Consider the following 13,192-nt stretch of genomic DNA (forward strand, 5'->3'; position numbering starts at 1 on the left):
CCGGTTACGGCAGTACCCAGACGGCGGGCGAAGACAGCTCGCTGACGGCGGGTTACGGCAGTACGCAGACCGCGCAGAAGGGCAGCGATCTGACCGCCGGTTACGGCAGCACCGGTACGGCGGGGTCCGACAGTTCATTAATCGCGGGCTACGGCAGTACCCAGACGGCCGGGGAAGAGAGCAGCCAGACGGCGGGTTACGGCAGTACGCAGACCGCGCAGAAGGGCAGCGATCTCACCGCCGGTTACGGCAGCACCGGCACGGCGGGGGCCGACAGTTCATTAATCGCGGGCTACGGCAGTACCCAGACGGCGGGCGAAGACAGCTCGCTGACGGCGGGTTACGGCAGCACCCAGACCGCGCAGAAGGGCAGCGATCTCACCGCCGGTTATGGCAGTACCTCGACTGCCGGTTATGAAAGTTCATTGATCGCGGGCTATGGCAGTACCCAGACTGCGGGTTACAGCAGCACGCTGACGGCGGGTTACGGCAGTACGCAGACCGCGCAGAAAGAAAGCGACCTCATCACCGGTTATGGCAGTACGTCTACAGCCGGGTCAGACAGTTCATTGATTGCAGGCTATGGCAGTACCCAGACCGCCAGCTACAACAGTGTGTTGACGGCGGGCTACGGCAGTACCCAGACGGCGCGAGAAGGCAGCGACCTCACCGCCGGTTATGGCAGTACCGGCACGGCGGGCTCAGACAGTTCAATCATTGCAGGCTACGGCAGCACTCAGACAGCCAGCTATAACAGCAGCCTGACAGCGGGGTACGGCAGTACGCAGACGGCGCGTGAGCAGAGTGTGCTGACGACAGGCTACGGCAGTACCTCTACGGCAGGTGCCGACAGCTCGCTGATTGCAGGCTATGGCAGCACCCAGACCGCCGGGTACAACAGTATCCTGACAGCCGGTTACGGCAGTACCCAGACGGCGCAGGAGGGCAGCGATCTCACCGCCGGCTACGGCAGCACCTCAACCGCCGGGTCCGACAGCTCGCTGATTGCGGGCTACGGCAGTACCCAGACCGCCAGCTACAACAGTGTGTTAACGGCGGGCTATGGCAGTACCCAGACGGCGCGAGAAGGCAGTGACCTCACCGCGGGTTATGGCAGTACCTCTACGGCGGGTGCCGACAGTTCAATCATTGCAGGCTACGGCAGCACCCAGACCGCCAGCTATCACAGCAGCCTGACGGCGGGCTATGGCAGTACCCAGACGGCGCGCGAGCAGAGTGTGCTGACGACGGGCTACGGCAGCACCTCAACCGCCGGTGCCGACAGCTCATTAATCGCGGGCTACGGCAGCACCCAGACTGCCGGGTACAACAGCATCCTGACCGCCGGTTACGGCAGTACCCAGACGGCGCAGGAGCGCAGCGATCTGACGACCGGCTACGGCAGCACCTCAACCGCCGGGGCCGACAGCTCATTAATTGCGGGCTATGGCAGCACCCAGACTGCCGGGTACAACAGCATCCTGACCGCCGGTTACGGCAGTACCCAGACGGCGCAGGAGCAGAGCGATCTGACGACCGGCTACGGCAGCACCTCGACGGCGGGTTACGACAGTTCGCTGATTGCGGGCTACGGCAGCACCCAGACCGCGGGCTATCACAGCATTCTGACCGCCGGTTACGGCAGTACCCAGACGGCGCAGGAGCGCAGCGATCTGACGACCGGCTACGGCAGCACCTCGACGGCGGGTTACGACAGCTCGTTAATCGCGGGCTACGGCAGCACCCAGACCGCGGGCTATCACAGCATTCTGACAGCCGGTTACGGCAGTACCCAGACGGCGCAGGAGCGCAGCGATCTGACGACCGGCTACGGCAGCACCTCGACGGCGGGTTATGACAGTTCGCTGATTGCGGGCTACGGCAGCACCCAGACCGCGGGCTATCACAGCATTCTGACAGCCGGTTACGGCAGTACCCAGACGGCGCAGGAGCGCAGCGATCTGACGGCAGGCTACGGCAGCACCTCGACGGCGGGTGCAGACAGTTCGCTGATTGCGGGCTACGGCAGCACCCAGACCGCGGGCTACAACAGCATTCTGACGGCGGGCTACGGCAGTACCCAGACGGCGCAGGAGAATAGCGATCTGACGACCGGCTACGGCAGTACCTCGACGGCAGGCTATGAGAGTTCGCTGATTGCCGGTTATGGCAGCACCCAGACAGCCAGTTTTAAAAGTACGCTGATGGCCGGTTACGGGAGTTCGCAGACTGCCCGGGAAGAGAGTTCGTTGACTGCCGGATATGGTAGTACCTCGATGGCCGGTTATGACAGCTCATTGATTGCCGGTTACGGCAGCACCCAGACTGCCGGTTATCAAAGCACGCTGACAGCCGGTTATGGCAGCACGCAAACGGCAGAACACAGCAGCACGCTGACGGCAGGTTACGGCAGTACCTCAACGGCGGGCGCAGACAGCTCCCTGATTGCAGGCTACGGCAGTACGCTGACCAGCGGTATTCGTAGCTTCCTGACGGCGGGCTATGGCAGTACGTTAATCAGCGGGCTTCGCAGCGTACTTACCGCCGGTTACGGAAGCAGCCTGATTTCCGGCAGACGCAGTAGCTTAACGGCGGGATATGGCAGTAACCAGATCGCCAGCCATCGAAGCTCGTTGATTGCTGGCCCGGAAAGTACACAGATCACGGGCAACCGCAGCATGCTGATTGCGGGAAAAGGCAGCTCACAAACGGCGGGTTATCGCAGCACATTAATCTCCGGGGCAGACAGTGTGCAAATGGCTGGAGAGCGCGGCAAGCTGATCGCGGGTGCAGACAGCACCCAAACCGCCGGGGATCGCAGCAAGCTTCTGGCAGGCAACAACAGTTATCTCACCGCAGGCGATCGCAGCAAACTGACCGCAGGCAATGAATGCATACTCATGGCGGGAGATCGAAGCAAGTTGACGGCGGGCATCAACAGCATTCTTACTGCGGGATGCCGCAGCAAACTGATAGGGAGCAATGGCTCTACGCTGACGGCCGGGGAGAATTCAACCCTGATTTTTCGCTGCTGGGATGGAAAGCGTTACACCAGTGTGGTTGCCAAAACCGGAAAGGGGGGAATAGAAGCGGATATGCCTTATCAGATGGATGAAGACAATAATATCGTGAATAAACCCGAAGAATAATCGTCTTAGCCTGGAGGGATTATTGTGTTGCCTGGGGGAAAAGCATGTCAGCGTATTTTACCCAGCACGCAGAATAACCTGAAAAAACAGAGCATCGTTATCCGGCCTGTTATTTATCTTTTTCTGAACACGATAAACCTTCATTGGCCGGCCTGTTTCGGTGGTGCCTGACCCGGCCATTAACAGGAGTGATAAGCAAAAGGCTCAATGCTGAGCCTCTGCAAAAACACATGATTATTCAGGGACGCCAGACGGTGCCGTCCGGGGTGCGGGCCATCGTCCAGCCAGGATTGCCGCCCTCACAGGGGAATTTCGCCGCCAGCGCCTCATTAATATCTATACCCAAACCTGGCTTATCATTAACATAAGCATAGCCCTGCTCAACCTCAGGGCAGCCCGGAAATACCTCACGCAGCGCATCATTCATTGGCGTGTATTCCTGAATGCCGAAGTTGGGTGAGCTCAGATCCAGATGCATATTGGCGCAAACCCCAACCGGTGAAATATCGCCGGGGCTGTGCCAGGCGGTGCGAACCCCATTTAATTCACTGTAAATGGCGATTTTTTTCGCCGGTGTGATACCGCCAATCGAGCTAATGTGGCAGCGGATGTAATCAATCAGTTTATTGTCGATCAACGGCTTCCACTCATTCACATTGACGAACAGCTCGCCCATTGAAATCGGCGTGGAAGATTGCTGGCGCAACATTTTCAGCCACTCGGTATTCTCGGGTGCCACCGGATCTTCAAGGAAGAAAAGCTGATAAGGCTCCAGCGCTTTGGCCATATGAATCGCGTTAATTGGGGTAATACGTTCATGGGCATCATGGAGTAGCTCCACGCTGAAACCCAGCTTATTGCGCAGATGATCAAACAGGCGTGGAATGCTTTTCGCGTAGGCTTCTGGATCAAAATAGATCCCCGGCGCTTTGTTACGTGGCGAGCGCTTGGGTTGAATATTTTTCGCTTTCACCATGCGGGTGGCAATCAGCCTCAGGTCGTCGGTACCCGCACCGCCATACATGCCCATCTGGCAGCGAATATACTGATAACCTTCCTCCATTTTGGCGCGTGCGCTGTCCTCCACTTCGGCTTCATCTGCGCCATCAGTGTGCACATAGAGCGCGATACCGTCGCGACATTTCCCGCCCAGCAGCTCATAAACCGGCAGGCCGGCCTGCTTACCTTTGATATCCCATAGCGCCATATCAATGCCGGAAAGGGCGTTATTCATTACCGGACCGTTACGCCAGTAGCCACTCACGGCGGCGGACTGCCAGATATCTTCGATCCTGGCGGGATCTTTACCAATCAGAAACGGGGCAAGGTACTCGTCAATGGCACTTTGCACGGCATAGATGCGTTGCGTGAAGGTGGCGCAGCCCAAACCATATAACCCTGGCTCATTGGTTTCGATTTTAACCACCACCAGATCGATTCCGCCCGGCGCAGTCAAAATTGTTTTCACGTTGGTGATAAACAGATTACTCACAATAGCTCCTTAATTTTCAGAACATTAGCCGCCACCGTACTCATCGCTGCTGCTCACGGCTCAAAGGTATGTTGTCATACAACATGTTCTTTTTATCACAAAGCTTGCCGATTTCATTTTTGTCCTGCCGTTTTTGTGACAGCGATCGACTGAATCACCTTTCTGTAAATAATTTATGTTTATATTAATATTATACAATCAGTTAGCTGAGTTTTTTGTTAATGCTTTGTGATGCGCGCCTCATAAACACGCATTGTGTATTGATTTAATCTGCTCGTAAATTCACCTTAATAAGATAGTTGTCATACATATTTAAAGGTGAACCATGACTGCAATGTTCGACCTGACCGGTAAAACGGCCTTAATAACCGGTTCCTCCCGGGGGCTGGGTTTTGCCTACGCGGAAGCGCTGGCCGCTGCCGGCGCGCAGGTTATTTTGAACGGTACGCGTAAAGCCGTTCTGACTGACGCCGTGGCACAGCTCGCCAATAAAGGCTTTGGCGTAACCGGAATGGTATTCGATGTCACGAGTGAAAGTGCCATAGAAGAGGCGTTCTCCAGTCTGGACGAGCAGGGGATCGCGGTCGATATCTTAATTAATAACGCCGGGATTCAGTACCGCAAACCCATGCTGGAGCTGGAACTGGAAAACTGGCAAAAGGTGATTGATACCAATCTGACCAGCGCCTTTCTGGTGTCTCGCGCGGCGGCAAAACGCATGATCGCCCGTAACCGTGGCGGAAAAATCATTAATGTCGGCTCGCTGACCAGCCAGGCGGCTCGACCAACCGTCGCACCTTATACCGCCGCCAAGGGCGGCATTAAGATGCTGACCTGCTCAATGGCTGCCGAATGGGCGCAGTTTAATATCCAGACCAATGCGATTGGGCCGGGCTACATCTTGACGGATATGAACAGTGCGCTGGTCAATGATGCCCAGTTCGACAGTTGGGTGAAAAGTAGCAACCCTTCGCAGCGTTGGGGACGACCCGAAGAAGTGGCCGGTACGGCCGTTTTTCTTTCATCGCCCGCCTCAGATTATATCAATGGTCAGATTATTTACGTGGATGGCGGCTGGCTGGCTGTGTTGTAAGCCTCATTGACCCGAGAAGAGGAAAAAGATGTGCATAGCGTAATGACTCATGCCTGTGTGGCAAAGGGCAAAAAAGAGATTGTGGTTGAACAGCGCGAGCTGAAATATTCGGATGATGATGTCGTTGTGAAAGTGGAATGCGGCGGTATCTGCGGCTCTGATATTCACTATTACCACGAAGGGCGCGCCGGATTATCGGTGATCACACAACCGCTGGTGATTGGTCATGAATTTGTAGGGCGCATTTTTCATGCCCCGGCCGCCTCGCCGCTACAGCCAGGGCAAAAAGTCGCGATTAATCCCTCTCAGCCCTGTGGGCGGTGTGAGTATTGCCGGGCAGGTAAGCAGAATGCCTGCGCCACCATGCGGTTTATGGGGAGCGCCCAGTTTACCCCGCATGTAAACGGGGGATTTGCACAGTATGTCGTGGTGCCTGCGCAACAGTGCGTGGCGTACGATGAGCAGGTTCCGTCCAGCGTCATGGCCGTTGCCGAGCCAACGGCGGTAGTGATCCATGCGCTCAATGTGGCAGGCAGCATCGTGGGTAAAAAGGTGCTGGTGATGGGCGCGGGCCCCATAGGCGCATTAGCGATTGCGGCGGCAAGAGCTTCCGGCGCGGCAGAGATTGTGGCGTTTGATCTGAGCGAGCGTTGCCGCCGTATTGCGGTGGAAATGGGGGCGGACGCGGCGGTGGATGCAAGCGATCAGGCCGCCGTTGCCCGCTACGGTGAAAACCGGGGATATTTTGACGTCACGCTGGAAGCCAGCGGCGCAGAAGCGGCGATTGAATCCAGTATTCTGGTGACGCGACCAGGTGGCGTTGTGGTTCAAATAGGCATGGGAAAAAGTCCGCTTAATTTTCCTGTGGCACAGATGCTGGTAAAAGAAATAAGTTGGAAAGGCTCCTTCCGCTTTATTGATGAATTTGACGTTGCGGTTAAATGGCTGGAAAAAGGCATTATCGATCCGCGTCCAATTCTCTCCGGTCATTATGACTATCACGATATTGAGGCGGCATTAAATGCGGCCAGTGATAAAACGCAGCATTCAAAAGTATTAGTTCAGTTTTCATAAAAGACACTAAAACAAGTCGTCATGACTGTGGCTAAAAAACAGCAGTAATTATCGCGGGTGAAAATAAGCTCACGCTCGCGTGAGCGGCGCTCGCCTGTCATTTAATGGTCTGTTAACGCATCGTCGACCTCAGGGTGAAAGCATGAGTCATTCAAATACCAACACCACCAAACGTAATACGTCTGATCTTGTCAGGGCCTCCGTGTCAGGATGGCTGGGTACAACGTTAGAGTTTATGGATTTCCAGCTCTATTCTCTTGGTGCGGCATTAGTTTTTCATGAAGTGTTTTTTCCCGAACAGTCCGGTGCAATGGCGCTGATTCTGGCAATGGGAACCTACGGTGCCGGTTATATTGCACGAATCGTCGGGGCCGTTTTTTTTGGTAAAATGGGCGACCGCGTTGGCCGTAAAAAAGTCCTGTTTATTACTATCGCCTTAATGGGCGTGAGTACCACCTTAATTGGCGTATTACCGACCTATCAGCAGGTGGGCATTTTAGCGCCCTTACTGCTGGTCGCACTGCGTATTATTCAGGGTTTAGGCGCCGGTGCAGAAATATCAGGTGCCAGCACGATGCTGGCTGAATATGCACCTAAAGGTAAAAAGGGCATTATCGCCTCGCTGGTTGCGATGGGAACCAACTGCGGTACCTTGAGTGCAACGGCAATCTGGGCGGCCATGTTTTTCTTCTTCACCAATGACGACGTGATTGCCTGGGCATGGCGCATTCCTTTCCTGGCCAGTTTCGTGGTGATGGGCTTTGCTATCTGGCTGCGCTTTAACCTGAAAGAAAGCCCGGTGTTTGAAAATGTCGCCCAATCCGCCACCGTTAAGCCCCACGAACAGCCAAGCCAGTCCGTTTTCCCGTTAATGAAGGGCAAAGCCTTCTGGATTGCTACCGGGTTGCGATTTGGTCAGGCGGGTAACTCAGGCATCATTCAGACCTTTCTGGCGGGTTATATGGTCCAGACGCTGTTGTTCAACAAGGCGGTTCCCACTGATGCCATCATGGTGAGTTCGGTCATTGGTTTTCTGTCCATTCCCCTTATCGGCTGGCTGTCAGACCGGATAGGGCGTCGAATTCCCTACCGCATACTGACGCTGGGCTCGATTATTCTGGCTTACCCGATGATTTCGCTGATCGTCGATAAAGCGCAGTCCGTCAGTACCATCATGGTTTGCCTGATCGTGATCCACAACATCGCCGTATTAGGCCAGGCTGCGATTGAAGGGATCACCATGGCGGAGATGTTTGGTTCCAGAAACCGTTTTGCTCAGATGGCTATCTCGAAGGAAATCGGAGGGCTGTTTGCCACCGGATTAGGGCCGCTGCTGGCTGGCATTTTCTGCCAGCTCACGGGCTCATGGTATCCGATTGCGGTCATGTTGATCTGCTATTCCTGTATTGGTCTGGTGGCATCACTGGTTATGCCTGAGGTGGCCGATCGGGATCTTACCGTGGAGGCTGATGCGTCAGGCGGCGTACCTGCGGGTCGTCAGCACATTGCCCCCACGCTCCGGGCAGGAAGCGGCGAGTGATGTCTGGGGCTGGGTGTTAGCGCAGGACTTTGTTGTAACGCATGAGATAGAATGGCGTCATGTAGGACATCATATGAGACAGTGTTGTGAGCATAAAATCCATTCAGAAACAGAACGTCGTTAACGAAGTGTTCGAGCAAATTAAGGCCAGGCTACTGGACGGTAGCTGGTCTGCAGGCACGCGTTTGCCTTCTGAAGCGGAGCTGACGCACTCTTTTAATGTAAGCCGCGTCAGTATCAGGAGTGCGGTCCAACGCCTGCGCGATCTCGGCATTGTGATTACGCGTCAGGGCAGCGGCAGCTATGTGTGTGAAGACTTTTCGCCGCACATGCTCAACAATAACGCCAGACCGTTAATGCATCTGAGCCGGGAAGCGTTTAACGACATGATGGTCTTTCGCCAGACCGTTGAGTTTAAATGTGTTGAGCTGGCCGTGGAACACGCGACGGAAGAGGATATCGGCCTGTTGGAGCACGCGCTCAATAATATGCTCATCAACAAAGGCGATTATAAGAAGTACTCGGAAGCGGATTACGACTTTCATCTGGCGATTATCCGTGCCTCTCATAACAGTGTGTTTTACAACGTGATGAAGTCCATTAAAGATATTTATTACTATTATCTTGAGGAGCTGAATCGCTCACTGGGCATCACGCTTGAAAGCGTTGAAACACATATCAAAGTGTTTATGGCGATTAAAAACCGTGACGCCTCCTCGGCGGTACAAGTGCTTAACGAGGCGATGAAACATAACGTGGTCGCGATAGAGATGATTAAAAAAGAGGAAGGTCATTAGGACGCACGTTTTTGTGCGGCTAAGGCTATCTCGCTGTCCGTCGGGTGAGGACAGGAAAACAAGATTCACCGGCTGCTTTGTGCTTTTATCTTGTGCTCTGCCTGTCCGTTTATCACCGGCCACGCCACGGTCATTGCGTGACGCGTTCAGGGATGAAGGCGTGCCGATCAGGATGGCAAGGTGTTATTCAGCACGGATCAGCAGAATAAAAAAGGGAGCCAACAGGCTCCCTCGTCGATCAATGCAGACAGCACTGCTTGTATTTTTTACCGCTGCCACAGGGGCAGGGATCGTTCCTGCCCGGCTGTTTTTCCGCCGTTATCGGCTGCTGTATCTGTGGAATGGCTTCTGGCTGTGAGATCCAGTAATCATGAAGCGCCAGCGCGGCAGGGCAAATCGCATCAATGCTGCTTTCCATTTCTTCTGGCGTGAGTGCATCCACCTTTTCCAGGTTCTCTTCGAGACCATGTAAGGCGATAGCGTCCAGTGACGTCTGAAGCGCCGCGGGAAGCGCAGACCAGTCCGTTAATGCCACGCCACGCATGTAGCCGTAGCACCACTCTTCAACCACGGTAAATTCCAGCCCTTCCATTTCGCGTACGCCAAACAGCGGTTCAAACTGTTCCGGAAACTCAGATAAGCGGTCAGCAATGTCATTCATATGCTGAAAGCTGAGTTCCATAAAGCGCGTCATTTCACGCTCATTACTCCATTTAGGAATATGTTTTTCGCCGCCCCAGAGCGCAATTAACCACCGGCTGGGTTCTACCGTTGTTGGGCCTGAAAGCACGGCGGTAAGCAGGCCGTCCAGTTCTGAGACGTCAAGAATCGACGCTTCACTGCCGTATTTTTCCAGCATATCTTCGAGCCATTGCAGCTCTTTTTCGCTTAACGGGCCTTCTTTCATGGGTATCTCCGGGCGTATCTGGTGCAGCAGAAAATTTACTGCGTGTAAAAACGCGCAGTGTACACGCTTATTGCGCTAATGGCAGCGTCGTCAGATTGCCCTGAGCGGCAACAGACTCGGCAGAGGCATTACCTCACCCGCTATGTTACTCTCCGCGACCTGCAACGCGCTTTGCTGCACGATCGGGGTTATCTGGCGCTAGCCTGCTTCGTTTCTCTGACGGAGGTTTGTATCAGGCGACAACCTGTTGCCTGAAAAGCATCATCAGAGGCATAAAGATTCGGCTACGTCGTGCCGATATAAGCACCGCGGTATACGCCGGCATGATGCTGATATGAACGTTCGTCAGTGCCTGATAACAACAATAAGATGGGCGCGAGTGAGTGACCAGAAAAGAGTATAAAACCCGGAGGTTATCCGGCCTGTTGAGCGGATGCAGCCGTCTGTTTAAGCGCAGCGCTATGCTGATAATCTGTACGCTGTTGTTAGCCGCCTGCGGAACGCTGTCGCAAACTTCTGCGCCGACAGGCGACAGGCTTTATCTGACGCACAGCGACTTCCATGACAACCTGGACGATCTGGTGCGCCATTATATGCAGCGCAAACAGGTGTCCGGCATCAGCATCGCCATTATCCACCATCACAATCCGACCCTGTTTTACAGCGCTGGCGTCACCGATGACGTACATCGCTATCCGATTACGCCTGATACCTTATTTGCGCTCGGCTCACTGAGTAAAGGCGTGACCGCAGAAGTCATTATCGAACAGGTTAACGAAGGCCAACTGCACTGGAATGACACACTGGCCGATTTACTGCCCTCTGACGTCAGGTTAAGTCAGGATGCACGCCATATCACGTTGTTACAGTTGGTGACCCATACGTCCGGTCTGCCGCGTCAGGATATGGATTTGCCGATGTTTATGCAGTTTATTGGCTATCTGCATAGCGGTCAGAATTTTTATGGCAACCTGGATAGTGATGCGGTGCTGGAATACCTGGCCGATTTTTCTGCCCCGCGTCAGCGGGTGCCGCAATACTCTAACCTTGGCTATGCGCTGCTGGGCTATATTTTGCGAGAACGGTGCCACAATGATATTGAAACGCTGGCCCACCAACGAATTTTCCGACCCCTGGGAATGAATAACACCGGCTTTGTGCCTGAACGGTTAAGCGGTTTTGCCACGCGCGCGTTAGGTCATGCTGGCGATCAGCCAAAGTTTATCCCGCGCGGTGACCTTACCCCGGACTGGCGTTTCCATCGTAATATGGTCGCGGCTGGCAGCCTTTACAGTAACGCACGGGATCTGAGCGTCTATCTGCGTGCACATCTCACCGCCGTCGCCGATCCTGCGCTCAACCGGGCTTTTGCAGAGGTCAATAAAGGCGTGTATCAGCAGGGCTCGCAGACGCAGAACATTGCCTGGGTAACAGACAGGCTGGCAGGAAAAAATGTGACTTATCAGGTCGGTTATATTGGTGGTTATTCTGCCTTTATTGGCTTTGACAGGCAGGCTGGCAATGCCATCGTGGTCCTGCAAAACGCGTTTAACTGGAGTAACTATCTTGGTATCACATTGCTGCTTAACCTGGCAGAGAAAGACAGGTAAGGTATAGGTTGGGTCCGGAATGAGTCGTGATTCCTTACACTTACCTTTATGAGTGACGGAACCGCAACCCTGTTTAGATTGTCTTCAGAGTAGTCTACTGTTATTAAAATCAATTCAATGTGGAAATTATTATGCGCAGGACTCAAATTGCTTTTATTTCAGCTGGTTTACTGTTCGGCTCGCTGAGCCTGATTCCCGCGGCCCAGGCTGCGGGTGAAACCACCGATAACGTGCCACCGCCACCGCAGGTTCAGCCAGCCGATCCCGCTGCTCAGCCTGGCGATAACAACGCGCAACCTGGTGCGGGCACCGCCCAGCCTGGCAACGCACCTGCCCAGCCGCAGGCACCGATGAGTTCTGACTCCAATGACGGTATTACCCCAACAACGCCTTCGCAGTCAGCTGGCAATCCGGGTAAGCCGAATTACGATCTCAGCACCATTATCATCGATTATAAAGAGCATAAAATCGGTGATACCGTGCCAGACAAGTATCGGAGCAAGACTTACACCATCACTGAGTGGCAGAAACGCAACTTGCCTGCGCCTCAGCCAGATACGCACTGGGCTTATATCAATGCCAATTACATTCTGATCACCAACGACACCGGTAAGATCGTTATGGGTAAATCTGGCGATATCTTCTTCCGCGGATAATCCTGCGGCGTTATGTCAGCAGGAATCGCTTCAACGGCCTCATTAAGAGGCCGTTTTCTTTTTTCTGTCTGTTTTTTATCTGTGGTGACTTCTCAACCTCTCTGCAACATGGCAACGTATTTTTACTAACCGCACAGAAGGAGGCCAAATGTCACAGCACGTCAATCAGTATGGTCAACCGGTAGGGCAATCGCTGCCTGACTGGCAGCCACGTACTTTACCTCAGCGTGAGGTGTTTCAGGGGCAGGTTTGCCGTCTGGAACCTTTTAGTGTCGCTGCGCATGCGCATGCGCTCTGGCAGGCCTGGTCGTTAGCCGAAGATGGCCGTGACTGGACCTACCTTTCTGAGGGACCGTTTAATGATGAAGCCGCCTGGTTAGCCCATGCCAGTACAATGGAGGAGAGCCGGGACCCGTTGCATTTCAGCGTCATTGATGTTGAAACCGGTCAGGCCGTCGGTACGTTGTCGCTGATGCGTATCGATGCGGCAAATGGGGCGATGGAAGTAGGATATGTCACCTTTTCCCGCTTGCTAAAGCAGACAAGAATGGCGACCGAAGCGCATTTTCTGTTGATGCGTTACGCCTTTGAGCAACTTGGCTACCGGCGCTATGAGTGGAAATGTGACAGTTGCAATCTGCCCTCACGCCGGGCCGCGCTTCGTTTAGGGTTTCGTTATGAAGGTGAATTTCGTCAGGCGCGGGTTTATAAAGGTCGCACGCGCAATACCTGTTGGTTTTCTGTCATCGACAGTGAATGGCCACACGTCAAAAACGGCCTGACGCGCTGGCTGGCAGAAGCTAACTTTACTCCCGATGGACAGCAGCGTGAAAAGCTAGAAACCTTACGCGGCTAAGGCCTGAGTCGCGGGAAA

General features: G+C 54.2%; 10 protein-coding genes. 8 read left to right on the top strand and 2 right to left on the bottom strand.

All coding sequences use genetic code 11. From position 1 onward, the window contains the following. The coding region (locus CMR03_RS09235; RefSeq protein ID WP_096011359.1) for a beta strand repeat-containing protein at positions 1-3,149 on the top strand (3,149 nt) is incomplete at its 5' end. A gap of 238 nt (positions 3,150-3,387) precedes the next feature. On the opposite strand, the gene CMR03_RS09240 is transcribed toward CMR03_RS09235, so the two are convergent. After that, positions 3,388-4,641, bottom strand: a complete 1,254-nt coding sequence (locus tag CMR03_RS09240) for an enolase C-terminal domain-like protein (protein ID WP_063878287.1) — start codon at positions 4,639-4,641, stop codon at positions 3,388-3,390. Positions 4,642-4,966: 325 nt separating this feature from the next. On the opposite strand from CMR03_RS09240, the gene CMR03_RS09245 reads away from it, so the two are divergent. The 4 genes from CMR03_RS09245 to CMR03_RS09260 all read left to right on the top strand — a co-directional run bounded on the left by CMR03_RS09245 (position 4,967) and on the right by CMR03_RS09260 (position 9,145). After that, a complete protein-coding gene (locus CMR03_RS09245; RefSeq protein WP_096011360.1) occupies positions 4,967-5,734 on the top strand; it encodes an SDR family oxidoreductase in 768 nt (255 codons plus the stop codon). Between the two features lie 42 nt (positions 5,735-5,776). Continuing rightward, positions 5,777-6,808, top strand: a complete 1,032-nt coding sequence (gene idnD / locus CMR03_RS09250) for an L-idonate 5-dehydrogenase (protein ID WP_096011361.1) — start codon at positions 5,777-5,779, stop codon at positions 6,806-6,808. Positions 6,809-6,950: 142 nt separating this feature from the next. Further along, entirely contained in the window at positions 6,951-8,348 is a 1,398-nt protein-coding gene (locus tag CMR03_RS09255) for an MFS transporter (protein ID WP_096011362.1), read from the top strand. 86 nt (positions 8,349-8,434) lie between these two features. Further along, positions 8,435-9,145: a FadR/GntR family transcriptional regulator gene (locus CMR03_RS09260; RefSeq protein ID WP_096011363.1), complete on the top strand. Its 711-nt coding sequence runs from the start codon at positions 8,435-8,437 to the stop codon at positions 9,143-9,145. A gap of 238 nt (positions 9,146-9,383) precedes the next feature. Here CMR03_RS09260 and CMR03_RS09265 read toward each other — a convergent pair whose 3' ends face one another. Further along, positions 9,384-10,052, bottom strand: a complete 669-nt coding sequence (locus CMR03_RS09265) for a YecA/YgfB family protein (protein ID WP_096011364.1) — start codon at positions 10,050-10,052, stop codon at positions 9,384-9,386. Between the two features lie 467 nt (positions 10,053-10,519). On the opposite strand from CMR03_RS09265, the gene CMR03_RS09270 reads away from it, so the two are divergent. The 3 genes from CMR03_RS09270 to CMR03_RS09280 all read left to right on the top strand — a co-directional run bounded on the left by CMR03_RS09270 (position 10,520) and on the right by CMR03_RS09280 (position 13,174). After that, positions 10,520-11,662: a serine hydrolase domain-containing protein gene (locus CMR03_RS09270; protein ID WP_096011391.1), complete on the top strand. Its 1,143-nt coding sequence runs from the start codon at positions 10,520-10,522 to the stop codon at positions 11,660-11,662. Between the two features lie 131 nt (positions 11,663-11,793). After that, on the top strand, positions 11,794-12,318 hold the full coding sequence (locus CMR03_RS09275; RefSeq protein ID WP_096011365.1) for an RcnB family protein: 525 nt from the start codon (positions 11,794-11,796) through the stop codon (positions 12,316-12,318). A 148-nt stretch (positions 12,319-12,466) separates the two neighbouring features. Beyond that, a complete protein-coding gene (locus CMR03_RS09280) occupies positions 12,467-13,174 on the top strand; it encodes a GNAT family N-acetyltransferase (RefSeq protein WP_096011366.1) in 708 nt (235 codons plus the stop codon). The last annotated feature ends 18 nt before the right edge of the window (positions 13,175-13,192 follow it).

This window comes from Pantoea allii (assembly GCF_002307475.1).
GTDB classification, from domain to species: domain Bacteria; phylum Pseudomonadota; class Gammaproteobacteria; order Enterobacterales; family Enterobacteriaceae; genus Pantoea; species Pantoea allii.